At 45.7% G+C, this 26,519-nt stretch carries 28 protein-coding genes; 23 read left to right on the top strand and 5 right to left on the bottom strand.

The window, feature by feature from the left end:
- From flgC to R7D93_RS10465, 11 genes are read left to right on the top strand one after another with little or no spacing between them, the layout of a single operon-like run.
- Positions 1 to 435 carry a flagellar basal body rod protein FlgC gene (flgC, locus tag R7D93_RS10515; protein WP_005374012.1) on the top strand — a complete coding sequence of 145 codons (435 nt, stop codon included), beginning with the start codon at positions 1 to 3 and terminating at the stop codon, positions 433 to 435.
- Entirely contained in the window at positions 435 to 1,118 is a 684-nt protein-coding gene (gene flgD / locus R7D93_RS10510; protein ID WP_005384410.1) for a flagellar hook assembly protein FlgD, read from the top strand. Before flgC ends, flgD begins: the two co-directional genes overlap by 1 nt.
- Before the next feature lie 27 nt (positions 1,119 to 1,145).
- A complete protein-coding gene (flgE, locus tag R7D93_RS10505) occupies positions 1,146 to 2,342 on the top strand; it encodes a flagellar hook protein FlgE (protein ID WP_017635110.1) in 1,197 nt (398 codons plus the stop codon).
- A 12-nt stretch (positions 2,343 to 2,354) separates the two neighbouring features.
- Positions 2,355 to 3,086, top strand: a complete 732-nt coding sequence (gene flgF, locus R7D93_RS10500; RefSeq protein WP_005374009.1) for a flagellar basal-body rod protein FlgF — start codon at positions 2,355 to 2,357, stop codon at positions 3,084 to 3,086.
- A gap of 24 nt (positions 3,087 to 3,110) precedes the next feature.
- Positions 3,111 to 3,896: a flagellar basal-body rod protein FlgG gene (flgG, locus tag R7D93_RS10495; protein ID WP_005374008.1), complete on the top strand. Its 786-nt coding sequence runs from the start codon at positions 3,111 to 3,113 to the stop codon at positions 3,894 to 3,896.
- A gap of 32 nt (positions 3,897 to 3,928) precedes the next feature.
- On the top strand, positions 3,929 to 4,600 hold the full coding sequence (gene flgH / locus R7D93_RS10490; protein ID WP_017635111.1) for a flagellar basal body L-ring protein FlgH: 672 nt from the start codon (positions 3,929 to 3,931) through the stop codon (positions 4,598 to 4,600).
- A complete protein-coding gene (locus tag R7D93_RS10485; RefSeq protein ID WP_086026720.1) occupies positions 4,585 to 5,721 on the top strand; it encodes a flagellar basal body P-ring protein FlgI in 1,137 nt (378 codons plus the stop codon). The genes flgH and R7D93_RS10485 overlap by 16 nt, the downstream gene beginning before the upstream one ends.
- Before the next feature lie 10 nt (positions 5,722 to 5,731).
- Entirely contained in the window at positions 5,732 to 6,280 is a 549-nt protein-coding gene (locus tag R7D93_RS10480) for a rod-binding protein (protein ID WP_005384422.1), read from the top strand.
- Entirely contained in the window at positions 6,281 to 7,654 is a 1,374-nt protein-coding gene (gene flgK, locus R7D93_RS10475) for a flagellar hook-associated protein FlgK (protein ID WP_005374000.1), read from the top strand.
- A 13-nt stretch (positions 7,655 to 7,667) separates the two neighbouring features.
- Complete coding sequence (gene flgL, locus R7D93_RS10470) at positions 7,668 to 8,567, top strand: flagellar hook-associated protein FlgL (protein WP_005373998.1); 900 nt, start codon at positions 7,668 to 7,670, stop codon at positions 8,565 to 8,567.
- 18 nt (positions 8,568 to 8,585) lie between these two features.
- The gene (locus R7D93_RS10465; protein WP_005373996.1) at positions 8,586 to 9,626 is read left to right on the top strand and encodes a flagellin; all 1,041 of its coding nucleotides are present in this window, start codon (positions 8,586 to 8,588) and stop codon (positions 9,624 to 9,626) included.
- Between the two features lie 88 nt (positions 9,627 to 9,714).
- Here R7D93_RS10465 and R7D93_RS10460 read toward each other — a convergent pair whose 3' ends face one another.
- Complete coding sequence (locus R7D93_RS10460; protein WP_395233742.1) at positions 9,715 to 12,378, bottom strand: DUF2339 domain-containing protein; 2,664 nt, start codon at positions 12,376 to 12,378, stop codon at positions 9,715 to 9,717.
- A 401-nt stretch (positions 12,379 to 12,779) separates the two neighbouring features.
- Between R7D93_RS10460 and R7D93_RS10455 the strand changes: the two genes are divergently transcribed.
- The 4 genes from R7D93_RS10455 (at position 12,780) to R7D93_RS10440 (ending at position 16,946) form a co-directional block, all read left to right on the top strand.
- On the top strand, positions 12,780 to 14,579 hold the full coding sequence (locus tag R7D93_RS10455) for a cation:proton antiporter (protein WP_130546454.1): 1,800 nt from the start codon (positions 12,780 to 12,782) through the stop codon (positions 14,577 to 14,579).
- A gap of 238 nt (positions 14,580 to 14,817) precedes the next feature.
- Complete coding sequence (gene fni, locus R7D93_RS10450) at positions 14,818 to 15,837, top strand: type 2 isopentenyl-diphosphate Delta-isomerase (protein ID WP_225496508.1); 1,020 nt, start codon at positions 14,818 to 14,820, stop codon at positions 15,835 to 15,837.
- 194 nt (positions 15,838 to 16,031) lie between these two features.
- Positions 16,032 to 16,295 (top strand): DUF3012 domain-containing protein, encoded by a 264-nt coding sequence (locus R7D93_RS10445; RefSeq protein ID WP_005373992.1) that lies wholly within the window; start codon positions 16,032 to 16,034, stop codon positions 16,293 to 16,295.
- 252 nt (positions 16,296 to 16,547) lie between these two features.
- Positions 16,548 to 16,946 (top strand): GFA family protein, encoded by a 399-nt coding sequence (locus R7D93_RS10440; protein WP_005373991.1) that lies wholly within the window; start codon positions 16,548 to 16,550, stop codon positions 16,944 to 16,946.
- A gap of 96 nt (positions 16,947 to 17,042) precedes the next feature.
- On the opposite strand, the gene R7D93_RS10435 is transcribed toward R7D93_RS10440, so the two are convergent.
- Complete coding sequence (locus R7D93_RS10435) at positions 17,043 to 17,393, bottom strand: rhodanese-like domain-containing protein (protein ID WP_225496497.1); 351 nt, start codon at positions 17,391 to 17,393, stop codon at positions 17,043 to 17,045.
- 267 nt (positions 17,394 to 17,660) lie between these two features.
- Between R7D93_RS10435 and R7D93_RS10430 the strand changes: the two genes are divergently transcribed.
- The 3 genes from R7D93_RS10430 to R7D93_RS10420 all read left to right on the top strand — a co-directional run bounded on the left by R7D93_RS10430 (position 17,661) and on the right by R7D93_RS10420 (position 19,898).
- Positions 17,661 to 17,951, top strand: coding sequence for a co-chaperone GroES (locus R7D93_RS10430; RefSeq protein WP_005373989.1), 291 nt, complete (start codon positions 17,661 to 17,663; stop codon positions 17,949 to 17,951).
- 33 nt (positions 17,952 to 17,984) lie between these two features.
- The gene (gene groL / locus R7D93_RS10425; RefSeq protein WP_005388702.1) at positions 17,985 to 19,583 is read left to right on the top strand and encodes a chaperonin GroEL; all 1,599 of its coding nucleotides are present in this window, start codon (positions 17,985 to 17,987) and stop codon (positions 19,581 to 19,583) included.
- Between the two features lie 105 nt (positions 19,584 to 19,688).
- Positions 19,689 to 19,898, top strand: a complete 210-nt coding sequence (locus R7D93_RS10420; protein ID WP_005373984.1) for a hypothetical protein — start codon at positions 19,689 to 19,691, stop codon at positions 19,896 to 19,898.
- Positions 19,899 to 20,029: 131 nt separating this feature from the next.
- On the opposite strand, the gene R7D93_RS10415 is transcribed toward R7D93_RS10420, so the two are convergent.
- Positions 20,030 to 20,641 carry a LysE family translocator gene (locus R7D93_RS10415; protein ID WP_017635118.1) on the bottom strand — a complete coding sequence of 204 codons (612 nt, stop codon included), beginning with the start codon at positions 20,639 to 20,641 and terminating at the stop codon, positions 20,030 to 20,032.
- A gap of 109 nt (positions 20,642 to 20,750) precedes the next feature.
- Here R7D93_RS10415 and R7D93_RS10410 point away from each other — a divergent pair, with 109 nt between their 5' ends.
- Positions 20,751 to 21,641, top strand: a complete 891-nt coding sequence (locus R7D93_RS10410) for a LysR family transcriptional regulator (protein WP_005388706.1) — start codon at positions 20,751 to 20,753, stop codon at positions 21,639 to 21,641.
- A 59-nt stretch (positions 21,642 to 21,700) separates the two neighbouring features.
- Positions 21,701 to 22,072: a VOC family protein gene (locus tag R7D93_RS10405; RefSeq protein ID WP_005373979.1), complete on the top strand. Its 372-nt coding sequence runs from the start codon at positions 21,701 to 21,703 to the stop codon at positions 22,070 to 22,072.
- Positions 22,073 to 22,170: 98 nt separating this feature from the next.
- On the opposite strand, the gene R7D93_RS10400 is transcribed toward R7D93_RS10405, so the two are convergent.
- The gene (locus R7D93_RS10400; RefSeq protein ID WP_017635120.1) at positions 22,171 to 22,392 is read right to left on the bottom strand and encodes a hypothetical protein; all 222 of its coding nucleotides are present in this window, start codon (positions 22,390 to 22,392) and stop codon (positions 22,171 to 22,173) included.
- A gap of 122 nt (positions 22,393 to 22,514) precedes the next feature.
- Here R7D93_RS10400 and R7D93_RS10395 point away from each other — a divergent pair, with 122 nt between their 5' ends.
- Entirely contained in the window at positions 22,515 to 23,042 is a 528-nt protein-coding gene (locus tag R7D93_RS10395) for a TetR/AcrR family transcriptional regulator (RefSeq protein WP_005373975.1), read from the top strand.
- Between the two features lie 44 nt (positions 23,043 to 23,086).
- On the opposite strand, the gene R7D93_RS10390 is transcribed toward R7D93_RS10395, so the two are convergent.
- Positions 23,087 to 24,037, bottom strand: coding sequence for a helix-turn-helix domain-containing protein (locus R7D93_RS10390; protein ID WP_213867554.1), 951 nt, complete (start codon positions 24,035 to 24,037; stop codon positions 23,087 to 23,089).
- Positions 24,038 to 24,221: 184 nt separating this feature from the next.
- Between R7D93_RS10390 and R7D93_RS10385 the strand changes: the two genes are divergently transcribed.
- Both R7D93_RS10385 and eutC read left to right on the top strand, forming a co-directional pair.
- The gene (locus tag R7D93_RS10385) at positions 24,222 to 25,634 is read left to right on the top strand and encodes an ethanolamine ammonia-lyase subunit EutB (RefSeq protein WP_213876823.1); all 1,413 of its coding nucleotides are present in this window, start codon (positions 24,222 to 24,224) and stop codon (positions 25,632 to 25,634) included.
- Complete coding sequence (gene eutC, locus R7D93_RS10380) at positions 25,627 to 26,511, top strand: ethanolamine ammonia-lyase subunit EutC (RefSeq protein ID WP_171344256.1); 885 nt, start codon at positions 25,627 to 25,629, stop codon at positions 26,509 to 26,511. The genes R7D93_RS10385 and eutC overlap by 8 nt, the downstream gene beginning before the upstream one ends.
- Positions 26,512 to 26,519: the final 8 nt, after the last annotated feature.

The raw sequence follows: 26,519 nt of genomic DNA, 5'->3' as shown, positions 1-26,519 counted from the left end.
ATGTCATTCACTGATATTTACTCGATCACTGGTTCCGCGATGACAGCACAAACTGTGCGTCTGAATACGGTAGCCAGTAACTTAGCAAACGCAGATGCAGTATCTGCAAATCCAGAAGATGCTTATAAAGCGCTTAAGCCAGTATTTGCGACTGTGTACCAAAAAACGCAAATGACAACAGAAAATGGAGCTTATCCCAATGCAGAAGTTCGCATTGTTGACGTTGTTAAAAATGCTGGAGATGCAGAGAAGCGTTTTGAGCCGAACAACCCACTGGCTAATGATGAAGGCTATGTGTTTTACCCAGATATTGATGTAGTTGCTGAAATGGCAGACATGATGTCCGCAACACGCAGCTTCGAAACGAATGTTGAAGTATTAGCCAATGTAAAAAGTATGCAGCAAGGTCTGCTTAGATTAGGGCAGGGTAGCTAATGAGTATTGCACAATACACCCCTTTATCGTCTGACGCTCCAGTAAATACAAAAGCAAAAGACAGCAACGGTATCTCACCAAACCCTAAAGACATGAACAGTGCTTCTTCATTGGAGAATGAGTTTATTTCTTTGATGGTGGCTCAAATTCAAAACCAAGACCCACTTAATCCCCTTGATGGTACGGAATACGTTGGTCAATTGGCTCAGTTCTCGCAGGTACAAAGTACCGAGAATATGTCTAAGACAATGCAACAGAGCATGGTGTTACTGGACAACATGCAAGTGCTGTCAACAGCGGGCCTTGTTGGGCAAACGGTTTACGTCAACGCGGATGAATTTCAGCTTGGTGAAGACGTACAAAACGGAAAAATCGAACTCGCTCATAGCTCAAACCAAGTCACGTTAGTTGTTAAAGATGAATTTGGTCAATCAACTAAAGTGCCACTAGGTGCTCACGGCAAAGGTGACGTCGACTTTTCAATTAATCCTGAAGAACTTGGTCTTAAACCAGGCAAATACTCAGTGGCCGTAGAAGTGCAAGAAGGGCAAGCAAGTCCAAATGTGCTGATGGCAGGCACTGTTGAGCAAGTGCGCATTCCTAATACCGGTGGCGCAGCATTAGTCAATGTCCATGGCGTTGGCAACGTTCCTTTCTATCAAATCACTCAGTTTGGTGCTTAACCAAATACGGAAATCAGAGGTCTATTTATGAGTTTTAACATCGCACTAAGTGGTCTGGACGCGACCAACACAGAGCTAAACACAATCAGTCACAACATTGCTAACGCATCAACGTATGGTTTTAAAGGTGGCCGTACAGAATTCTCCGCTGTATATAACGGCATGCAACCTGGTGGTGTGGAAGTCGCGTCAATTTCACAGAACTTCGACAAAGACGGCAGTATCACAGGAACTGGCCGTGCGATGGACCTAGCTATTAATGGCGGTGGCTTTTTTGTTACTAAAGATAATATGGGCCAAATGTTGTACACACGTTCAGGTGTGTTCTCAACGGATAAGAACAACTTTGTTACGGCTAACAGCGGTGCAAAGCTTCAAGGTTACAGTGTCGATAGCAACAACAACCTGATGACAGGTTCTGTGGGTAATATTCAGGTATCGACTTCCTCACTGAATGCTAAAGCAACAGACAGCTTAGATTTTGTTGCGAACTTCGACGCAAGCGCGTCTGTTATTGATAAAGCCGTAACGCCATTCAATCCAAAAGATCCAAGCTCATTTAACTCGTCTTACACAACAAAAGTCTACGACTCATTGGGTAACTCGCACACGGTAACTCAGTACTTTACTAAGACTGCTTCTAACTCGTGGGAAGTGAACGTTCAAGTAGATGGCGGTACGACGCCAGTAGCAACTGTGCCTGTAACGTTTGGTAAAGATGGCTCGCTTTCAACACCGACTGCACCGTTTAATGTTTCATTCCCTGCTGCAGGCGCGAACGCGATGAGTGTAGACATTAACCTGAAAGGCAGCACGCAATTTGGTGCAGCTTTTGGCGTAAGTACTAATAGTCCTAACGGTTACACATCAGGTGAGCTTGCAGGTGTACGCGTTGAAGGTAACGGCATGGTTTACGCGACTTACACTAACGGCCAATCACAGCTACAAGGTCAGGTTGTTCTTGCTGATTTTGCAAACACACAAGGCTTAGCGAAAGTGAGTGGAACATCATGGACTCAAAGCTTTAGCTCAGGTGCTCCAATTATGGGTGTTCCGGGGTCAGGTACGATGGGTGACCTAACTCCGGGTGCATTAGAAGGTTCTAACGTTGACTTAACCAGCGAGCTTGTTGCTCTAATGACTGCACAACGCAACTACCAAGCAAACGCAAAGACAATTTCTACCAGCGACAAGCTTACTCAAGCTTTGTTTAACGCGGTGTAATGGGAGTTTTGCATGGATAGTTTGTTATTTACGGCAACGTCGGGTGCCAGCCGAGTTCTTAAAGCGCAGCACGTTCGTTCAAACAACTTATCAAATGCTGATACTGCAGGTTTTCGAGCGGATATGGAGCGTGTGCGTAGTGTAGAGATGCAAGGCCCAGGTTTTGATGGTCGCACTATGGTTGTGACCAACTCTGCCTCAACACGTTTCGACGCTGGCGATATTGTGAAAACAGGACGTCCGTTGGACGTTGCGGTTATGGGGGAGGGGTATCTCTCTGTAGAAACCCCAGCGGGTAACGAAGCTTACACCCGTGCAGGCAATATTCAGGTCGATACTTTTGGCGCTCTAACAATCAATGGGTTCCCTGTCCTCGGTGACAATGGTCCTTTGGTTGTGCCGGATTATCAAAAGATTGAAATCAGCGAGCGTGGTCAAGTCTCAGTGATCCCACCAGGTGGCGGTGCAGAAATTGTGGCAGGCACTTTGAAGTTGGTTAAACCGGAAATTAATCAACTGCAAAAAGAGAGCGATAGCTTGCTGCACAGCGTAGATGGCGTGCCATTCGCGGCAGATGAAACCGTGCAACTCTCTCCTGAGCACATTGAGGGCAGTAACGTATCTGCTATTGATGAATTGGTTAGTGTGATGTCGCTGACGCGCAACTTTGAAATGCAAGTTCGCATGATGAAAACGGCGGAAACTTTAGCAAAAGCTGGTAACAAATTAATGGCGGCGAGCTAAGTCTCGCCCCGCAAGGAGTAAAAAATGCATTCAGCATTATGGGTAAGTAAAACAGGCATGGCAGCGCAAGACACGAAGATGACTGCCATTTCTAACAACCTAGCAAACGTAAACACGGTTGGCTTTAAGCGTGACCGAGTTGTATTTGAAGATCTTTTCTACAGCATTCAGCGTCAACCAGGCGCTCAAGTAGACCAAGTTAACGAACTACCAAGTGGTATTCAGCTAGGTAGCGGTGTTCGCGTTGTTGGCACACAAAAAGTATTCACTCAAGGTAATACCCAAAACACAACGCAAGAGTTGGATCTTGCTGTAATGGGTCAGGGTTTCTTTCAAATAGAAAACTCGGACGGACAGATCATGTATACACGTAATGGTCAGTTTCATAGAAACTCAGAAGGCTTAATGGTGAACAGTCAGGGCCTGCCTTTAGAGCCTCAAATCCAGATCCCAGACAATGCGGTCTCTTTCTCTGTAGGTGTTGATGGCACCGTGACTACAACAACAGCAGACGATCCAACACCTCAGCAGCTTGGTCAAATTACACTTGCAAAATTCATCAATCCAGCAGGCTTAGAGGCCATGGGTGGCAACTTATTCCGTGAAACGGAAGCCAGTGGTCCAGCTGATGAGCTGATTGCAGGAGCTGATGGTGCCGGCATTATCAAGCAAGGTGCACTGGAAGGGTCAAACGTACAAGTAGTAGAAGAGATGGTCGACATGATCACCACTCAACGTGCGTATGAGATGAATGCGAAAGTGGTCTCTGCTGCAGATGACATGCTGAAGTTTGTTTCGCAATCAATGTAAGTATGAAATTGGTGATGATGAAGGAAAAAGCAATGAAATGGCTTTCTAAGAGTTGGGCAGTAGCCGCCGTGTTGCTGGTGGGATGTGCTGGCCGTCAGGAATTTATTCCGCCTGAGCCGAATGCTGAGGAATATGCACCACCAACGCTCGATTACACGCTGCCGGAAACCCAATCTGGTAGCCTTTATCGTCACCAATACACGATGACCCTGTTTCAGGATCGTCGTGCTTACCGAGTTGGCGATGTATTAACGGTTCAACTATCAGAAGAAACCTCATCGAGTAAAAATGCGGGTACTAAGTTCGGTAAAAGTTCAGCAATTAACTTTGTGGCGCCGACCATAGGCACGAAAACTATCGATGAGTTAGGGGTTAGCGTGGATGGCAAACGTAACTTCGATGGCAGTGCATCAAGTTCACAAGGCAACAAGCTTCAAGGTGCCATTACGGTAACGGTACACGAAGTATTACCTAATGGCGTATTGCGTATCAGCGGTGAAAAATGGCTTCGTCTTAATCAAGGCGACGAGTTTATTCGCCTAACCGGTATCGTCCGTGTGGATGATATTAACCGCAGTAACCAAGTTTCTTCTCAACGAATTGCTGATGCAAGAATTACCTACGCAGGTCGCGGAGCCCTAGCTGACAGCAACGCAGCCGGGTGGCTAACTCAGTTCTTCAACAGCCCATGGGTACCTTTCTAATGAAGACAATGCAATCTTTCTTTATGTCTCTCCTATTGGTGTTGACCTTGGGACTACCAGGCACTTCACGTGCTGAAGCGGAAATTCCGATCATGGACTTGGTCGATGTTCGCGGCATTCGAGAAAACCAACTGGTTGGTTATGGTTTGGTGGTTGGCTTAGCCGGCCAAGGTGACCGAAACCAAGTGAAATTTACCTCTCAATCTATTACCAACATGCTACGTCAGTTTGGGGTTCAAATTGATGACAGTATGAACCCTAAGTTACGAAATGTGGCTTCTGTGAGTGTGACAGCGTCCGTTGATCCAATGGCAGGCCCAGGACAAACGTTGGATGTGGTTGTGTCTTCAATCGGTGATGCAAAGAGCCTTCGCGGTGGTACGTTATTGCTAACGCCTTTACGTGGTATTGATGGCGAAGTGTACGCGATTGCGCAAGGCAACGTGGTTGTGGGGGGCTTATCTGCAGAGGGGCGAAGTGGCTCCAAAGTAGAAGTGAACACACCAACGGCGGGTCGCGTTCCGAATGGTGCGACTTTAGAGAGAGAAATCAAAACCGATTTCAACCAACGTGATGAAATCACCCTAAACCTGCGCAAGCCTAGCTTCACTACAGCAAAAAATATTGCGCGTGAAATTAACAACACTTTTGGACCTAACGTTGCAGTTGCGATCAATAAAGCGCGCATTGATATGCGTGCACCAAAAGATACACAGCAGCGTGTCGTCATGATGTCGATGCTTGAAGAAATGAGCGTTGTTGAAGGCCGTAAACCTGCTCGTATTGTCTTTAACTCTCGCACTGGCACCGTGGTGATCGGTAAGAGTGTCAAAGTGAGTGAAGCAGCAGTAAGTCACGGTAACTTAACCGTGCGAATTTCTGAATCACAACAAGTTAGTCAGCCTAATGCGTTTGCAAATGGCGATACGAAAGTCGTTAACCAAACGGATCTTGATGTGAATGAAGATCTCGCTCAGATGGTGATTTGGCCTCCAGGCACGGAACTTAACACCATAGTTAATGCGGTAAATAGTTTAGGTGCCACGCCTACAGACTTGATGTCTATCCTGCAAGCTTTGAGTGAAGCGGGTGCATTGAACGCTGAATTGGTCGTGATATAAGGAGTTAAGGATGAAGCTAGACAGTACCAATGAACAAACTCAGTTAAATTCGATGCTTTATCACGACAACAGTGCATTGGCTAACATCAAGCATAGTCGTGATCAAGAAGGCGCACTTGAAGTCGTCGCAGGTCAATTTGAGGCAATGTTCCTACAAATGGTGTTACGCCAAATGCGTAGCAGTAGTGACGCTCTTGCTGATAAAGACAGCCCGTTTGCCAGTCAGCAACAAGGGGTGTTCCGTGATATGTATGACGGTCAGCTGGCGATGGAACTAGCAAAGAAACAGAGCTCAGGCATTGCCAATATGCTCATCCAGCAGCTGAGCCCGTCTATGCGTGAGGTTGCTTTCGATGCTGCGCGCAACATCTCATCCGCTAACGATGGTAAAGGTTCGAATTCTGAATCTATCTCACAAGTAGATTCTAAAGAGGTGGAGAAGAATTCAAGCCTATTTAATACCGCTTCTCAAGCCGTCGCCTCTGTTAAACAGGTATTCGGTGAGGCCGGTATGACTACCGCGTTTTCTCAGCCGTTGATCAGAAAAATGGAGCTGTAAATGAACCTAGTTAATATTGCCCTTTCAGGTTTAGGCGCGAACCGTGTGGCCCTAGACGTAACCGCGCAAAACGTGGCAAACGTGAATACCGTGGGTTACAGTCGTCAACAAGCGTTGATGGCGTCTGTCGATGATGGTAAAGCCAATCGCTTAAGTCCAGGTTTAGGGGTAGAAGTCACTAGCATTCGCCGCGTTACTGATCAATTTCTGATTAAGCAAACGTGGTCGACTAACAGTATGGCGGCATACGCATCTGGATACACCAGTAACATGAGTCAGCTGGAGAATACGCTTGGTGCCGATGGTTTCAGTATATCGGCTGGCTTGGACTCGCTAAACGCTGCGCTTAACGATGCGACCGTTAAGCCGGAATCCATACCTTACCGCCAGCAGATCATTAACGAATCTGAAGCTTTGGCCCGCCGCTTTAATACGCTTACCGAGTCTTTATACAATCAACATAAAGACATGAGCGACCAACGTAATGCAGCGCTTAACCACGCGAATAGCCTTATGGAAAATATCGCGAAGGTGAACAAGCAACTGGTAGAGATGCAAGGTACAGGTGGTAATCCATCACAGTTAATGGATGAACGAGATAGGTTAATCGGTGAGTTATCTCAAACCATTGAAATCAAAACAACACAGCAGCATGACGGCAGTGTTCAGGTCACACTAACCTCTGGTCAACCGCTTGTGATGGGTACGGACCATGGCAAACTGGAAGCCATTCCTGACCCGAGTGATCCTTACTTAGCGGACTTACACGTCACGTTCTCGAATCAAAGCTTTGCGATTGGTGACTCGCTTGGTGGCAAATTAGGTGCGATTAATGACTATCAAACCGAAGTGTTGAAACCAAACCAACTGGCTCTGAATGACATGGCGAAAGCTCTCGCGGATGAATACAACGCCGTGCTTGCAACTGGCAAAGACTTAAATGGCAACCCAGGTAAACCTTTGTTCAGCTATGACCCAGCAAACCCTGCAGCCAGTTTGGATATTACCAAGCTAACTCCAGATGAGCTTGCGTTCTCAAGTGATGGAACACCTGGTAACGCAGATGCGTTGCAATCATTGATCGAGTTAAGCAACAAGCCAGTGGCGGTATCAGGTTACGGCTCAGTAAGCTTGAACGATGCCTTTAGTTCAATGGTGGGTCAAACCGCAATTAAAGCACGCCAAGCTAATGCTGATTATCAAGCGAAGTTAGCCATGAACAAGCAAGCGCACGCAGCTCGCGATAATGTTAGTTCCGTAAACAGCGATGAAGAAGCGGCTAACCTAATGATGTTTGCTAATGCGCACAATGCCAACATGAAAGTGATCAGCACAGCAAATCAACTGCTCGATTCTATTCTGCAGTTATTCTAAGAGGAAAGTTTAGATGCGAATTAGTGACAATCAATTTAGTCAAATGATGTTGCACAGCTTGCAGAGCAATAGCGCGGGATTAGGCGAAGCTCTGCAACAGATGTCTACTGGCAAGCGCTTAACCAAGCTGTCTGACGATCCAATGGCTTCGATCAAGTTGCTTAACTTAGACCGAGAAACCAGTGCGATTGCTCAGTACAAAAACAACATTGAAAACGTAAAAACGACGCTATCGAGTCAAGAAACCCATTTAGATTCGATCAAAGAAAGCTTAAAAAGCATGCGAGACATCGCGCTTTGGGGTGCGAACGGCTCTCTTACTGACGAAAGTCGTGGCGGTATGATTACAGAGCTTAAGAGTTACCGTGATTCTATTGAGTCGTCTTTTAACGCGCAGGATGAAGAAGGGCACTACCTTTTCTCTGGTACTAAAACGGATACTGCGGCTGTAAGTAAAGCGAGCGGCAGCTACGTAATTGAAGGTAATAGTGACAAGCGCGTAGTAACAATTGCTAAAGGCGTCACGATGGATTCCAATATGACTGCAAAAGAAATATTGGACCTTGGGGGAGGCCATAACGTGCTTAACCAAATTGATGCGCTGATCAAAGAGTTTGAGAGCCCTACCGCCAACTTCAGAGCTGAAGTTGAGGCGAGTATCAGCGCTATCGACGATACTTTTTCAAACGTACTAGGGACCATGACTGAGATTGGTGGTCGACACAACAACTTAGATCTTGTTGGTGGCGCGCACAGTGAAAACAAGCTGTTCGTTGACAAAGTATCTGGAGACCTCTCTGCTCTGGACTATGGTGAAGCGTCGGTACGATTGAGTAATTACATGGCCGCTTTGCAAGCAACGCAAGCAAGCTATGTGAAGATCGATGGTTTGTCGCTGTTTGACCGTTTATAAGGTTAGGAAGTTCTTTTTATGGTAATGAGTACAGTAGAGGTTAGACCCCATAGCATACGCTTAGGTGGACAAGAACAAGCCTCTATCATGCCGACCCGTTCTGCAGACTCAAGTACGGCAATTAAACCGCGCCCGGCGCAAATTCAGGCTGACACTGCGTCAGCCTACTCTGTATCTGGTATTCAGCTTACGCAGGGTCAGCAGCAAGCCACGGCGGTTCAGATCGCGTCCAAATCGCTGCAGGTGATTGGCAAAGAGCTCACGCAAATTAAACGTGGTTTGACGCAAGCTATTAATCAAGGCGTACAAAATGTTCCTGGTTTGCAGGATACATTGGTTCGTTCTAAAGCCACCATCCAAAAAGTCGTTGAGCAAGCACGTTTCGATGGCCAGAAAGTCCTAAATAACGAACTGCACTTAAAACTGGATAAAGCGGATATTCGTCGCTTTTCTATTCCAGGTTTGAATGTTCATCGCTTAAGCGACAAGGCCGAGCAAATCCGTTTGGATTTTCCTCAAGGTCAAGCGGTGATGATTCAGTTTGATGGACAATCAGACGGTGAGCGAACGGTCAAAATGCTGGATCGCAGCTTGATTGCGTTAGGAATGCGAGCCTCATTAGCCGATGATGGCAGCATTTTATTTGAAGCCAGAGACAACGCTTATCAACAAATGCAGCAAAAGGTGATGGTAACGGGGGAAGGGCACCGATTCCCTGCGGGGCAGCCTAACGTTTTGAACTTAAAGTCTGAGCCAGATGGTATTGCGGAGCTCGGGTTTGATTTAGGCTCACGCGACGGCATCAAGCAGACGATTGCCAAAGTAAATCAGCATCTGAAACAAGTTCAAACGAGCTTGCAGGAGGCGAAAGCTTTTCATGGTGAACTGAATACTCAAATGCGTTCTATCCAAACCAAAACCGCACAGCTTTCAGTCAATGAGGTGAATGCAAAACTGGATGGATTCATGCAAAAGTCTGGCGAGTTTACTTCGACTTTTCAGGCATTGAATGCGCAAGCAAACGTGCGTCGTCATACCGTGGTCGCTTTACTGAAGTAACGAACACTCCAATGATTCCCGGCTTTACACTGTTATCGTCCCCCAATAACGAAAACAGCGCACTGTCGGGAATCTCTCTTTGACTCGTCTAGGGCTCGAGTGCTTTTGCCACCGAACGATTCAATTTCTGGAATAGCCATCCAAGTGCTATCAAAGATGCACCTAAGCCTAAGAAGCTTATTGCTCGCCAGAACCCATCCAGAGAGCTCACATCCCATAAGAATACTTTCAGTGCGACACCGGCAAGGACCACTAGACCGACACGCTGCATCATCAGCCCCTGTTGGGTCACGCCGCGCCAAGTCAGCAATCCACCTACGAGCAAGCCAGCCACTGAATAACTGAACAACTCTGCCATGCTGGTTGGCTGATACAGCATCATCGATGTGGTTTGCCAGAATTGACGGATAGACATCCCCAACCAAATGGCTGCAAGTAAAAAGCCTAGACTAGCAATCGCAAATCGATGAACTTGCAACGTATTCCAGCGTTTAAAGGTTGCGATAAGCAGGATGCAAGCTGGTAACAGCCAGCCGATACTCAGCATGTTAAAGATGGGAAGTGCTTGTGCCGAGACGTTATCAGTCACCAACGGCGATTCTGCCGTATTAAGCAAAATAATCAATATAGCGAACGCGCACCAAAGCAAGTAACTATAGATTTCGTAGATACGGCTTAAGCGTTGCGCAAATTGGCTGCGGTAGCTGTATACCAAACCCATAACTAATGCTTGATTGGCAAAGACTGCCGCACTTGTGAAGTCGATGTTCCCCAAGTAACCATATTGCCCCGTTAACCAGTAGTTAGTTTGGGTGAACAATGCCATTAAGAATACATGTAAAAACGCCCCTTCAAACCAGTTGGTCAGTTCTCGGTCCACTTGTTTTAGTGTTGAACGAGCATAAGACAAGATGAAGAGAGAAGGCAGATAACTCACCAGAACCCAAGCCCAATGCCCAGCTTCTACCGGTTGCCATTCGGGTATGAAAGGTAGCAGCGTGAGTCGGATAACCAGTATTCCCATTGCCACTTTAATCGCCCAACTCGCAGGTCGAAATAACCCGACTTGAGCCTGTAAGGCCATTATCGCAACTTGTATTGAGATTGCTGTTGTTAACCAAGTATCACTCAACCAAACAAAAGCGATACCTACGATTAAAGCATGCATAACGGCAGAGCATTCTAATGCCAACGAACGTGCACGCTGACCAAGCACAACGTAGTAAGTGGCCATCAATGCGCAGAATGCAGTCCAATACCACAGGTAGCCTTGCATAAATTCGTCAATATAAAACAACGTAATTAAGCTCATCGCGGGAGCCAGTACCAGCAGAAGCAGCCCACTGAGTTGCGAACGGTCACTAAGTGATTGGCAATATGTTCGATAGCAGATCAGCGCAATACTCACCGCCAATGCGAATAGGATGCTAGCTTCTCGCTCTAACATATACAGCGCATTAAAAGCGATGGTAAGAACAATCAGCGCGGTTGCTGAGACGAGAATGGATGGCAAAAATACACGTAATGACCAGCCTGTACGAAGTGCTGGTAGCCAGATGATCGCAACAAGCAGCGTATAACAGTACGCCATTTGTAGAGTGTTCAGATCCGGCATTCTGGTGACGGCAGAAAAGGTCAATAAAGCAGTTGCGAGAGCGGTAGCGGTCGGCGAGTTTGTCCACTTGCTTTGATAGTGACGAAAGCGAGGATTGAGCATCCAACCCATTCTCGGAACCGCGAAAATGAGATACAAAGTGATGGAGAGATAAATCGCGAGCCACGAGAACAACAGTTCTGTTGGTGTACTCTCAATCAACAGCAACATCCAAATGACATGTGGAATCGCGATACTTGGCGTAATCCATGACCTACGCACTTTTTGCATCAATAAGGTCGCCGCGAACGAAATTGCGCAGATGTATCCGGCTAACAAAAAGTAGTTGGGTTCATTACCCCCAATCCACAGTGGTGCTGTGTAGCCACCAATTAAGCCAAGCACGGCCATTAACGGCCCTTGTCGCAATGATAATGCTAAACTGAAAAATGCCGCTGAAGCCAAGATGAACAACGAGATACTCGGCGTTAGCATTTGATAAACCACAAAGGCAAAAATGACGGTGCAGTAAATGCCCGTTAATCCCGTACCGGTAACAGCAGCAGGAACATACGTAAAGCCTTGGGCTCGTGCTGCCCGTTGCGGATTCTGTTGTTCTTTACGGTGAAACCACTCGCCAACAAGCACCATAAGTAATGAGATCACAAAGGCAAAGGACACTCGCATAAATGGCGAAAACTGGATGTGACTACCAATCACCTGTACGAGATAACCTCCACCGATCAGCATGGCCAATGCGCCTACCCAAACCAACCAATTTTCTTGAATGTTGCTAAGCAGGCTCTGAACTTTACTCTGAAGGAATGACTCATTTTCTTGACTAAAAACATCCAGTTGCACTTCTCTTGTCTGGGCGTACCCTTGATTCGCAGCGCTCTGGTCCAAGTCTAGGTTGGCAGCTGGATCATGTTCCCCAGAGGATGAGACATTTTTCTGTGGTGATTCTATGTGAGGTGACGTCGCTACAGATGGTGTGTCTTTTTCGATGCTGGATTGTTGGTGCGCTTGTGGGTTTGAGCCCCCATGGACACTGGCTCGTAGTGATGTGACTTCCTCACGAAGTTTGGCTAGTTCTTTTTCTAAAAGTGCAGCTCGGTTGGCGGCTTTCACTCCGATGAGGATGGCGAGACACGCCATGAACAGTGCTAGTATTACGTACAATCCATTTCTCCTTGCGTACGTCGCGTGACCCACGATTCTTAACTTTGAGCACTTACGCTAAAGCTTAGTTCATGCTCTATGCCTTAGCCTCATATAGTGCTAGGTTCCGCGCTTTCTTTAGATTCGACAAAGTCGCACACTTGTGTGCCACTTTAAGACCTGATGAACAAAAATGAGTCGTTAAGTCATTGGGGGTCAACTATATTCATAATTCTGATGCGATCGCCAAATGACTTCAAACATGTGCGTTTCATAGCGATGTCATCGAAGGTCAGTCGTTTGATTTGCACGTTCGGTTGTTTCTATTTGACCGTAAGGCTGAATGTATTCGGGTATAGCGCATTCACGCGAAAAAAGACAAAAACAGGTAATTATTGATGCAAGTGGGTAATGAAGCGCTGGTGCTGTCAGCGGTTGGGGTTATTGGTTTAGGTTGCCAATGGTTAGCTTGGCGATTGCGTTTGCCAGCGATTTTATTTTTGTTGTTGGCAGGGCTGATCGTCGGGCCATTTATGCAGTGGTTAAATCCTGATGAGATATTAGGTAATTTGCTCTTTCCGTTGGTTTCTTTAGCGGTGGCAGTGATTTTATTTGAAGGCAGTTTGACCTTAAACTTTAAAGAAATTCGTGGCGTGAGTGGTTCGGTATGGAGCATTGTTTCCATCGGGGCGATCATTTCGTGGGCAGCGACCAGTATCGCAACACACTATTTCCTCGGCTTTACTTGGGAGCTTGCCATGTTGTTCGGCAGCTTAACCGTAGTAACAGGGCCGACGGTCATCGTGCCACTTCTACGAACCGTAAGACCTAACAGTACGCTTGCTAACATTTTGCGATGGGAAGGGATTTTGATTGACCCGCTCGGTGCGCTTTTTGTTGTGATGGTTTACGAGTTTATCGTATCTCACAGCGCGATAAATAGCGTCGAAGTGTTTGGGACGATCATTGCTGTCGGCGTCATGCTAGGTGCGGCCTCAGGCTATGCAGTTGCGACGATCATGCGTCGCTCTTGGCTACCGGAATATTTGCAGCCATTTGCGGTTTTGATGGTGGTTCTAGGTGTATTTTCGGTCTCTAACCACATTGAGTCTGAAGCTGGGTTACTAACCGTCACCGTAATGGGTATGTGGCTCGCAAACGCTAAAGACATCAATATTCAGCAAATTCTGCACTTTAAAGAGCATTTAACCATTTTACTGATCACCGGATTGTTCATCTTCCTTGCGGCTCGAATCAGTCTGGATGATTTTGCTGCGCTAGGTAGCGGTGCGTTATTGTTGTTTGTATTTATGCAGTTAGTGTCGCGTCCGTTATCGATTTTTCTTTCAACCTTCCGCAGCAACTTGCGTCTCAAAGATAAGCTGTTTTTGTCTTGGGTTGCACCGCGCGGTATTGTTGCTGCTTCGATTTCGTCTCTTTTCGCGATCAAATTGACCGAATACGGCATTGATGAAGCGATTTTACTGGTCCCTATGACCTTCATGGTGATTATAGGAACGGTCGTGTTACAAAGTGCGACGGCACGTCCTGTAGCGCTGACGTTGGGCGTTGCAGAGCCAGCACCACGCGGCTTCTTGTTGATTGGTGCTAACCGAGTAGCAAGAGAAATAGGGCAGGCGTTGTCGCGTTATGACCGTCGCGTATTAATGACTGACTCAAACTGGGAGTACATCAGTCAGGTTCGTATGTTGGGACTGGATTACTATTACGGCAACCCTATTTCTAGTCACGCGGACGACAACTTGAACTTGATAGGAATAGGACAAGTGGTTGCATTAACGCCCGATCAGCATTTCAACATTATGGCTTGCATGCAATTCGTCGACGAGTTTGGGGAAGATAAAGTTCACTGCTTACAAAAAGTGAAAACCAACGGCAATGGCAGCGAGAAGCACTCCGTGGCTCAGGAGTACCATGGTAAATTGCTGATGGGCGGCAATGTAAGCTATACCCAGCTAGCCAGTATGTTAAGTCGTGGTGCCGAGGTTAAACACACGAAATTGAGCGATAACTTCACGTATCAAGACTATTTAGCGCATCACAAAGGTAGTTCAGTTGTACCGCTGTTCCATGTAGAAGAAAAAGGAAAAATTCAATTCTGTGATGATCCCGAACAGTTTGAACCAACGACGACAAGCACTGTTGTGTCGCTAATTCTGTCGGACAGCGTAAAGTAAACTACAGAGCAATGTGATCCATTTTCATCATGGGTATCGTACGCTGATTATCTCAATTTGAAGAGAAACTTGCCGGCTTGTTTAAAACGGAAAGCGAGTTTCTTTTCTTATAATGTCAGGGGCAGTCGAGATTCATTACTCGTTTCGGAAAAGTAATCCGGCAAATTCACAAAATTCGCATTGACGTTACTGATAAGGATCGCAATACTGCGCGACTGTTTTACTTTAGGGTGACATTATGGCTCCGCAAACTAACCGAAAAGATTTACACCTAGATGCTGTTTTACATCATGATATGAGCATGAAGCATAAAACGGCGGGTTTTGAGTCTGTCGAGTTTGAACACTGTGCGCTGCCAGAATGTGACTTTCACGCGATCGATTTATCGACAGAGTTTCTTGGTCATCAATTAGCGCTACCGTTTTTGATTAGCTCGATGACTGGCGGAGCAAAAGACGCAGAAACGATCAATTGTCGTCTAGCTGAAGCAGCAAGTGAATTAGGTATTGCCATGGGTGTGGGCTCGCAACGGATTAGCTTAGAAGAAAGTCAGCATTCGGGCTTGGGTAAAACCATTCGTGAGTTGGCGAAAGAAGTACCGTTGTATTCCAATCTTGGAGCCGCTCAATTGCTCGATAAAGGTAAACTCGATAATGCGCAACGTGCGGTTGAGGCGATTCAAGCCGATGCCTTGTTTGTGCACGTTAATCCAATGCAGGAAGCGTTTCAGAAAAATGGCGACCACAATTGGGTTGGTGTTTTCCAGGCAATTGAGATGCTTAAATCTCGCGTGAAGGTTCCTATCATTATCAAAGAAGTCGGTTTTGGTATTAGCGGACACGTTGCGCAGCGATTAATTGATGCTGGTGTGGATGCAATTGACGTTGCGGGCGCGGGTGGCACAAGCTGGAGTGCGGTTGAAGGGTATTGCCAAGATAATCCGAAAATGCAGCGTGCAGCCGAGCTTTTCCGCGATTGGGGTGTCCCTACAGCAACATGTTTGGCTCAAATCCGCGCACTGCATCCTACATTACCCTTGATCGCCTCGGGAGGTGTTCGTAATGGGCTTGAAGCGGCGAAAGCCATTCATCTGGGTGCTAATCTCATTGGGCAAGCAGGTGCAGTATTAAAAGCTGCGACGATCAGCACGCAATCTGTCGTCGATCACTTTGAACAAATGGCATTAGAGCTGCGTTTAGCGTGCTTTGGTACTGGCTCTTTTAAGGTTGGTGAGCTAACAAAAGCGCGCTGCCTATAGCTTTTAGAATGGCGCGCTTTACACAGTGTCGCTCAATAATTTTTCGGTGTCTTAACACGTAGACTGATAATTTCGTTATAGTTGATACAAAAGTCACTTCAGCTAGTGACGCCTTTATTCAGACACTTGAATGGGCATGTGTTGAAGAGATTGAGTTTAATTTTACTATTGTTTGCAACTGGAACCTTAAATTTATGAAAAAACTAGTCATGCTGATGTTGGCGGCTTCTGCTTTGACCGCTTGTAGTGATGAAGTGGGCACTGAAGGCTGGTGTAACGACATGCGCGATAAGCCAAAAACAGAATGGACAGCAGACAACGCGGTAGACTTTGCAAAGCATTGTGTTCTGCAAGATGGTGTCGGCAGCGAGCAATGGTGTGAAAACCTGAAAGATAAGCCGAAAGGTGACTGGACTGCAAACGAAGCGACCAGCTTTACTAAACACTGCATTTTTTAAGCACAGCGGAAAGCGCCTTTTCTGAGGCGACATTCTGTGAGGGAAACACCAAGCGTTATTGCTTGGTGTTTTTGTATCTAAAATAGCTCGATTTTTCACGTGTCGAGCGCACTTCCCTCTGAATGGAATGTTTTACATTTTCGTTTCATTTTTGAAAACCTGTATTGCCTGTCTTTAATTTTTCGTATTGCAATGGCATGGTGTCGAGATAGCCATCTAATTCAATTAGATTCATAACAAAAAGGAATTCAAATGGAAGTACTAAAAGGCTCATGTCTGTGCGGCAAGGTAAAGTTGGAAGTGGCAGATGAATTTAAGTACATGGGAAATTGCCATTGCTCTGAATGCCGCAAGTTCACAGGTTCTGACTATTCATCTGCCGGTGGTATTGCGTTGGATAAACTGCTTATTATCCAAGGGAAAGAAGATATTCAAACTTATCAGAAAAGCGAAAATACCATGCTATGCTTTTGTCGCCACTGCGGATCGAGCCTGTATTCGAAAAAGAACAATGGGATCGTCAATATTCGCCTTGGTATCTTGGATGACACACCTTCTCACAAGCCTGATTTCCATATTTTTGTCGCATCGAAAGCGCCATGGATCGAGATATCGGACAACCTGACTCAATTTGATGCAGGGCCCAGATAGTAGAGTTGTTGTAGATAAGTATTTAGAAACAGAGCGCGTTACAATACGCTTGCGACACGCTCTGTGCTTTTACTTTGTATATTAGAACGGAGACGACTATTTGGCGTCTTGTAGTTCTTCTAAGCCACCTGCATTGTGCAGATTCGTAAAGCCTTGTGATTGTAAGTATTGATACGCTTTGCCAGAGCGGTTACCACTGCGACAGTACAACACGATAGCTTGATCTTTATCGACGTCTTGAAAATGTTTATCAAGTTCAGATAAAGGGAAGTTGACGGCATTATCCAAATGCTCTTCAGAAAACTCTTGCGGCGTACGCACATCGACAATCATCGCGCCCTTGTCAATCAATTGCCACCCTTGTTCAGCGCGTTCAGAAGCCGACACGTTGGGTGAGAGGAAGCCAACGCACAACGTTGCAAGAAATAGAGATACGGCCTTTTTCATTGTTTGATTATCCTTTTTAAGAGTACGTAACCACTCTAGATTTGATTGAGCATATTTTCCATCATAAAGAGATGCTAAGTAGTTGTGAATGCGATAATTCGATAGAAAATTTTATTTAATTTAATAAAAAATTTTTATCAAATTCACCTCTTGAACTCTCATTTTTCGACCTTATTATTTTCATCGAAAGCGAGCTGTCGACTCGCAAATCCATCTTGATGTTTATTTTGTCTTTTATTTTTGGTTCCAAGTAGGAGGCACTTAAAAATGAAAATTCGTCCTTTAAATGACAAGCTAATTGTTGAAAGACAAGAGGTGGAAAATAAATCTGAAGGGGGAATCGTTTTAACTTCTCAGTCGGTGAAAAAATCAAACCGCGGGAAAGTCATTGCTGTTGGTTTAGGTAAACGTCTTGAAAATGGCGAACGCGCTGCGATGGAAGTCAAAGTGGGCGACCAAATCATTTTCAATGACGGTTACGGCGTGAAAACCGAGAAAATTGACGGCGCAGAATACTTAATTCTGTCCGAATCTGATGTGTTAGCAATCGTTGAGTAATTATTTTTGTAGTAGTTTTTTGAGGAGATAACCATGGCTGCAAAAGACGTATTATTTGCTAATGACGCACGTCAAAAAATGCTGAAAGGTGTGAACTTACTGGCGGACGCAGTAAAAGTGACACTAGGCCCGAAAGGCCGCAACGTTGTGCTTGATAAATCTTACGGCGCGCCAACCATCACCAAAGATGGCGTGTCTGTAGCGAAAGAAATCGAACTGAAAGATAAGTTCGAAAACATGGGCGCACAAATGGTGAAACAAGTGGCGTCCAAAGCGAATGATGAAGCGGGGGACGGTACAACGACCGCTACCGTACTGGCGCAATCTTTCATCAATGAAGGTCTTAAAGCGGTAGCCTCTGGCATGAACCCAATGGACCTAAAACGTGGTATCGACAAGGCCACTGAAGCGGCGGTTGAGAAACTACGTGAAATGTCTAAGCCATGCAGCGACAAAGAATCTATCACCCAAGTGGGTAGCATTTCTGCAAACAGCGATCGCGCGATCGGTGAAATCATTGCAGAAGCGATGGAGAAAGTGGGTCGCAATGGCGTGATTACGGTTGAAGAAGGCCAAGGTCTAAACAACGAATTGTCTGTGGTTGAAGGTATGCAATTCGACCGCGGTTACTTGTCGCCATACTTCATCACTAACCAAGAAAATGGCAGCGTCGAGCTAGACAACCCTTACATCCTATTGGTGGACAAAAAAGTCAGCAGCATCCGCGAGCTATTGCCTGTACTAGAAGAAGTAGCGAAATCTTCTCGCTCGCTATTGATCATTGCTGAAGACATCGAAGGTGAAGCGCTAGCGACATTGGTTGTGAACAACATGCGCGGCATCGTGCGTGCGACCGCGGTGAAAGCGCCTGGCTTTGGTGACAACCGTAAAGCGATGATGGAAGACATTGCGGTACTAACTGCTGGTACGGTCATCTCTGAAGAAATCGGCCTAGAGCTCGAAAAAGCAACGTTAGAGCAACTAGGTAGTGCGAAGAAAGTGACCATCACCAAAGACACAACAACCATTGTGGGTGGCGCAGCAGAAGCAAGCGCGATTGCTGATCGTGTGGCTTCGATTGAAAAACAAATCGAAACAACCACCTCTCAATACGATAAAGACAAGCTTCAACAACGTGTTGCGAAGCTTTCTGGCGGCGTAGCGGTGATCAAGATCGGCGCTGCAACCGAAGTTGAGATGAAAGAGAAGAAAGACCGCGTGGACGATGCGCTACACGCTACCCGCGCAGCGGTTGAAGAAGGTATTGTTGCTGGTGGTGGTGTTGCCCTAACTAAGATCGCGAAAGAATTGGCGGATCTAAAAGGCGACAATGATGACCAAAACGTGGGTATCCGAGTTGCGCTACGTGCAATGGAAGAGCCTCTTCGTCAAATCGCAACTAACGCAGGTGACGAAGCTTCTGTTGTGGCGAACGCTGTCAAAGCGGGTGATGCCGATTACGGTTACAACGCTGCAACAGGTGAATACGGCAACATGATCGAAATGGGCATCTTGGACCCTGCGAAAGTAACACGCTCAGCGCTTCAATTCGCTGCGTCTGTTGCTGGCTTGATGATCACCACTGAAGCGATGATCACCAACCACGTTGAAGACAAAGAACTTGATATCTAACGTCATCAACCGTTAGTGATTAAGTAAGCGTTAAAATAACAATAACATTGCAAAACCTAAGCGGGCTCGCTTGAGCCCGCTAATCAGTCATTTGAGGTAAGTGTTATGACCCGTTTACCTGCGTTTTCTTTCTCAATATCTGAGCCGGGCGGTAATGAAGCTTCGTCAACGTGGCCGACTGCTATTCACTTCCCCCTCGTTCCAGCTGGGCCAGAGTTTTCGATCGAAAATGCTCTGCCTAAACGTCCGACAGTGACGATATTCACTATCGATCTGTCTCAGTTATTTAAAGGGGACGCTCGGGTCATCCATTAACTGTATCGAAACAGCCAGCGCACGTTGGCTGTTTTTTTCTAATTTAAAGTATTGATAATGTAGATTTTTATTTGATTACTGCCACTTGTTCAATGATCAATTTGAACTGGGGTAATCGGACCGCAAGCGCACTACACCTTTAAGCCCAGCATTGCGCCGAAAATGATTAATCCCGCCCCACATGCTTGATTGAGTCGATGCTTAATCTTCAACAAGAAAGCTTGTAGCTGGGATGACGTGAATAAAACAGCAACGATAGAAAACCAAATACCATGCAGCGCAATCATATAAATCCCGTAAAACAAGGCGATGTGTTGCTGACTAGAGTCGGGAGAAATCACTTGGCTAAAAATACTCAGAAAAAACAGCATCGTCTTGGGATTGAGTAAATTACACAGAAATCCCTGCATGAAAAATCGCCACATTGAATACTCGCTCTGTTGAATGGTTTCTGAGTTTGACGCAGGCTGCGAGGAGAATATTCCTTTAATCCCAAGGTAGACAAGATAAGCGGCCCCAAGATAGCGCACGAGATTAAACAACCATTCATTTTGTGAAATTAAGTAACTGATCCCTAGCATGGAGTAAGCGATGTGGATGCTGATCGCCATGCTGATACCAATCGCACTGTATACGCCTGCTTTTCGTCCTTGATTTAAGCTATTTCTTAATACCAAAACAAAGTCTGCGCCAGGGCTAATGACAATAAGCACACCTAATAACGCAAGAGTTACAAATTCCATATCGATTTCCTGTTTGAATGATGAAGTCTGGGATGTAGCGGAATTGTAGGCGTCTTTATTACTGACTATAATCGAAAAACATTCCCATATTGGTGAGAAAAACTCACAGATGCGTCACCTGAAATCTTTTTATGTCTTCCACGTTGCGGCGAGTTCTTCAAGCTACACTGAAGCGGCTGACAAACTGAACATTACCCACGGAGCCGTGAGTAAGCAGATCAAGCAACTTGAGCAATATCTGTCTCAACCTTTGTTCTTCAAAGAGGGCAGGAAAGTCGTGTTGACGGCAGAAGGCGAATTACTCAAGACATACACAGAAACGGCATTCCAAACGCTAGAAACAGGCGTGAATACGCTTATTCAAGAGAAGCATCAGCATCTTGAAGTGTCTTGTGAACCGACATTAACCATGCGCTGGTTGATGCCAAGGTTGGCCGCGTTTAATGATGAACACCGTGCTGATGTTCGTTTGTCGACGGCTGGTGGCCCGGTAACATTAGGATCAACTGGGCTTTCGATGGCGATTCGTCGAGACGATTTTGCGCAGCATCACGATTACGACAAAACCATTCTTGTGGAAGAGTGGGTGGGGCCGGTATTTTCTCCTGAGTATTGGCAATCCATTAAAGACAATTTGAAAGCAGCTCGATTGTTGAATAGCCAAACCAGACCGAATGCTTGGGCGGATTGGCAGCAATCAACACGTTGTGAAACTTTCAACGGCAACACTCAGCAATCATTCGCGCATTTTTATTTTTGCATACAAGCCGCAGTGGATGGCTTAGGCGTCGCAATGGGATCGTATCCTTTTGTCATGGACGATATTAAGCGTGGTAATTTGGTCGCACCATTTGGGTTTTCTCCATCAAGTTGCAATTACGTTTTATTGAGTCAAGATAAAAAGCGTACAGAACTCGAACATAAATTTATCACGTGGTTACAAACGCAAATGGCAGAGTGTGTGCCACTGTCATCACAGCAGATTACGCAAGGCGAATAGAAGGCATAGAGCGAGATTACGTCAGTCAGTTTTATGGAAAAAGGCTTAGGAAATTGGAAATGGAAAACCTCAATATTGTTGAAATCAAATCATTTGTTCCGGCGAAAGATTACGCGCTATCAAAACGCTTTTATGAGGCGATTGGCTTTGAAATGGCGTCGGACTTCGGTGATGTAGCATACTTCTCTCAAGGTAGCTGCGCGTTTCTTTTACAGAATTTTTATGAGCCAGAACACGGCAATAACTTCATGATGCACTTGCTGGTAGAAGACGCAGAAAGTTGGCATCAGCACTTATCCAAAGTGGGTCATGAGGAATTTGGTTCGCGTTTGACTGAGCTGGTCGAGCAACCTTGGGGCATGCGCGAATGTTGTTTGTTTGACCCTAGCGGCGTTTTATGGCGAATTGGTCAGAACATGAATACTGACTAACGCCAGTCTTATTTTCACCACATCTACGCGCAGGTATTGAGATCTCGATATCTGCGCGTTTTCTTTTTTACTTAGCCTTGCCAACGTTTGTAGCGCACTCACGCCTTTTTCGAGGTGGTGTGCGATGGGCTAACGCCAAAAAACTCCTCAAGCAGCATGGCTTTGAGTTCTGCTCTGACTTCTGCGCCACCGATTAACGCCAAAAGTGCGAGTCCTCCTGGAATAAGGATGACCATTAATATCGGTCTTAAAATATACGAAAAGCAGAAGATGGTCGGGAAGAAAATCAATCCTTGGCCTAGTTTGTTTAATACGTACATGAGCGATTCCTTTTGTTTTTATATAAAATGAGCATGCTCAATTTTATAAATGAGCGCGCTCAATTTGTCAATCTCAACCACGCAAGGTATGATCCTTTCAGGCTCATTAAGCAGACACATCAATGACGAAGCGACAACAAACCAGAGATAAAATTCTAAAAGCCGCATGGGCATCTTTTGCTCAAAATGGCTATGACATGACGACCACAAGGCAGATAGCGAGAGAAGCAGGAGTAGCCGATGGCACAGTGTTTAGCCATTTCCCGACTAAACTGTCGATTTTGCGCGAAGGGATGCTGGCGCAACTGCAACAGATCAGCCAAGAAACGCTAGTCAGTGTGGAAGGTAAAACCGATATCGACATTGGTTTGGCGCTGACGGAGAAATACTATCGCTACTATTTTGCGAACGTTGAGCTGAGCCGAGCTTTGTTGAAAGAGGTGATTTGGGATTTGGATTATTATCAGTCGTTTAACCAAGCTTTGTTTCAATCTGTAAACGGAAGCTCCGTCCTTGAGGGAAAAATACCGCTGATTTTTGACTGCTATTTTATGACGTTAATCTCGCACTTGAGCCGTGCAGAACCGGATGTTGAAGCGGCACTTGAAGAGCTTCATGCTAAGTTTCAGCAAATCATTGCGACTGCATAACATGGCCCCAACGCAGGATCTGAAAGAATATACTGCCTGTCATCTTATTTGCTGGACTCCCATTTTCTCGTTTCAGTTGGTGTCTCACCAAATAGCCGCTTGTAGCTTTGACTGAACTGCCCGAGATGGAAAAAACCAAAGTCAAAAGCGATTTCTGCAATTGTTCGATTATCTTCAGGGCTTTGTAGCACTCTACGTACTTGATTCAGGCGCATTCGATGTATGAACTGCTTTGGGGAAGTATTACAGCAATGTTCAAAGGTGTACTGTAGTGTGCGACGACTGACGTGTACTGCATCACACAGTTCACTGACGGTTATCGGTGTACGGTAGTCTAGATCCTGTAGCTGTTGTTTTATACGGTGCATCACGTGTTGACGATGAGAGATTGATATCGGATGGCTCGTGTGCAGTGAACTGAGTGAGAACAGCTCCAGCACAATATCTTTTAAGATTGCTTGATGTGTGGTTTCAGACCATCTTGGTTTGGCGGAACCAAGTAACATGCCTAAGTAGTATTTAAGTTGTTGAATGTGTTTTTCCGTCAAACCCCTTAAGTGTAATGTGTTGTTTTGGATACTCCCAAGCTCAAGTTGATTTTCTATGATGTGAACGAAGTTTTTGTCGAGCACTATTCCATAGATAGAAAACTGCTCCGGTGTCATTAACTCAAAATCAGCGCCACCTTGCCTAAGCAAAAGTTGGCTTGAATTAAACTGACTGTGATTTAGGTGTAGCGGCTTATTTTCCGCACTCAAACCCAACCAAATACCTCCCTCTTCAACCCTGCATTGCTGTCTTAGCGAGCGGTTACTGTCTTCACGAAATACATGGAAATTGGGAAATCGTCGTTCTCGAATTTGACCTAAAAATCGACCATCGCTGAGTTGGTCATATTCCTGTTGCCAGTTTATCAGACTCGCAGCTTGTTGGTTTGCATCCTTAGTGTGATGGATGCACAGCATTGGTGCAGTTTGGGGCATTTGGTTACTCATCCTTGTGATGCTCATTCCTTTTTTGTGAGTCATGTTGGAGCAGTATTTACATAACTCATTGTTTATTATTGGTTTATAAATGTTGCCAGTTTTTGATAACGCTACGGAACACATTTGGCAATACTTTCTTAAAGCTTATTGATAGTTCAGCAAAAAGCGAACCAAATAGTGAAGAGGAAGAGCAATGACGGCAACTTATCGTCGGCAACAAGGAAGTAAAGTCTATACCTTTAAGTCATTAGCTGACTTGATGGCGAAAGCGACACCGGAGCGCTCAGGCGATGCGTTAGCCGGGGTTTGTGCTCAGTCAGCGGCAGAACGTGTAGTCGCACAAATGGCGCTGTCTGAGTTACCACTTAAAACGTTTCTTAACGAGGCGGTTATTCCATACGAAAGCGACGATATCACTCGCCTAATTATCGATACGCATGACCTTGAAGCCTTTAAGCCGATTGAGCACTTAACGGTTGGAGATTTTCGAAATTGGCTGCTGAGTGAAGAAGCCGATGGTGAAACGTTGGCTAAAATTCGTCAAGGTTTAACACCAGAAATGGTGGCCGCAGTCAGTAAGATTATGCGCAACCAGGATTTGATTCTCGTTGCTAAAAAATGCCAAGTTGTCACGGCTTTTCGGAATACGATAGGTTTGCCGAGTCGCCTGTCTACTCGCTTACAGCCGAATCATCCCATTGATTCTCTCAACGGTATCGCAGCGACCATTTTTGATGGTCTGATGTACGGAAATGGCGATGCGGTTATCGGTATCAATCCGGCAACAGATAATGTACCTCAAGCTATTAAGTTAATGAACTTAATGGATGAGGTGATTCAACACTATCAAATACCGACTCAGTCTTGTGTGTTAACTCATGTCACGAACACGATCGAAGCCATTGAAATGGGTGCACCAGTCGATCTCGTTTTTCAGTCGATAGGCGGCACGCAAGGGACGAATGATACCTTCGGAATCGACTTGTCGATTTTGAAAGAGGCCCACGAAGCCGCGTTGTCTTTGAATCGAGGTAGCGTAGGAAACAATGTGATGTATTTTGAAACCGGACAAGGTACAGCGCTGTCTGCGAATGCATTTCATGGGGTCGATCAGCAGACTTGTGAAGCCCGCGCTTATGCTGTCGCGAAACAGTTCGATCCTTTGTTGGTTAATACTGTCGTTGGGTTTATTGGCCCTGAGTATCTGTTTGATGGCAAACAGATCATTCGTGCTGGGCTTGAAGATCATTTCTGTGGGAAGTTGCTTGGTTTACCTATGGGTTGCGATATCTGTTACACCAATCATGCCTATGCCGATCAGAATGACATGGATAACTTGCTGACACTATTAGGTGTGGCCGAGTGCTCGTTCATCATGGGTATTCCAGGGTCTGATGACATCATGCTCAACTATCAAACTACCTCATTTCACGATGCCCTTTACGCAAGAAAAGTACTCGGTTTGAAGCCAGCACCAGAGTTTGAAAAATGGTTAATGGAGATGCAGATTTTCGAGAGCGTGCAAGACGTTCGGTTAAGTGAGCAAATCTCTCGCTCGTTTTCGGGAGCAATTAACCAACTGAATAAGGGGTATTCTCATGGGTAAAGTAATCACCATTGCTCAGTCCCCACAAGATGAGTCTGGAGTTGTCACACACAACCCTTGGGGCAAGTTACGCGACTTCACCTCTGCTCGGATCGCTCTGGGTCGCAGCGGAAACAGTGTACCAACCAACGAGTTACTCTCATTTCAGCTGGATCATGCCCAAGCTATGGATGCAGTGCATTGCAGTTTGAATATTGAGTCTCTCGTTGCTGGTTTGTCGGACTCTTACTCGATTCTTGAAAATACCTTAGAACCTCCAGTGGTAGTGAGCAGTCAAGTGAGTGACCGGCTTATGTACCTGCAAAGGCCCGATTTGGGAAGGCAGCTCGATGAATCTTCTTGGCAAACGCTCAACTTGATAGCAAATGAGCATAACACTGACATTGATCTTGCGATTGTTATTGCTGATGGACTTTCTTCCGTCGCAATTCAAAACCATGCCGTGCCTGTTGTTACTCGATTGATTTCTCTTTTAAGCGCTGATGATGGACATCAATGGAAATTCGCACCTATCACAATTGTAAAGCAAGGAAGAGTAGCGGTAGGGGATGATGTTGGTGAATGTTTTAACGCCAAGGCCGTGCTGGTTTTAATTGGAGAGAGACCCGGTCTAACTTCTCCGGATAGCATGGGTATGTATCTCACTTGGGGGGCTAAACGAGGCTCTAAAGATTCCCAAAGAAACTGCATTTCCAATGTGCGTCCCCAGGGGCTCAACTATGACGATGCCTGTGAACGCGCATTTTACTTGCTCAAAGAGGCTCGAAAATTACAACTGTCAGGAGTGAATCTGAAAGATCGCTCCGATATCAATGAGCCAAGTGGCGCAAGCGTTGAAGATAAACACAGCGACAACTTTTTAATTTCATCAAAGTAGAAGGATTT

It is taken from the genome of Vibrio sp. YT-15 (assembly GCF_033337445.1).
Lineage (GTDB): Bacteria > Pseudomonadota > Gammaproteobacteria > Enterobacterales > Vibrionaceae > Vibrio > Vibrio alginolyticus.
The sequence above is the reverse complement of the archived record's forward strand: the minus strand, read 5'-3'. Positions and strand labels throughout refer to the sequence as shown.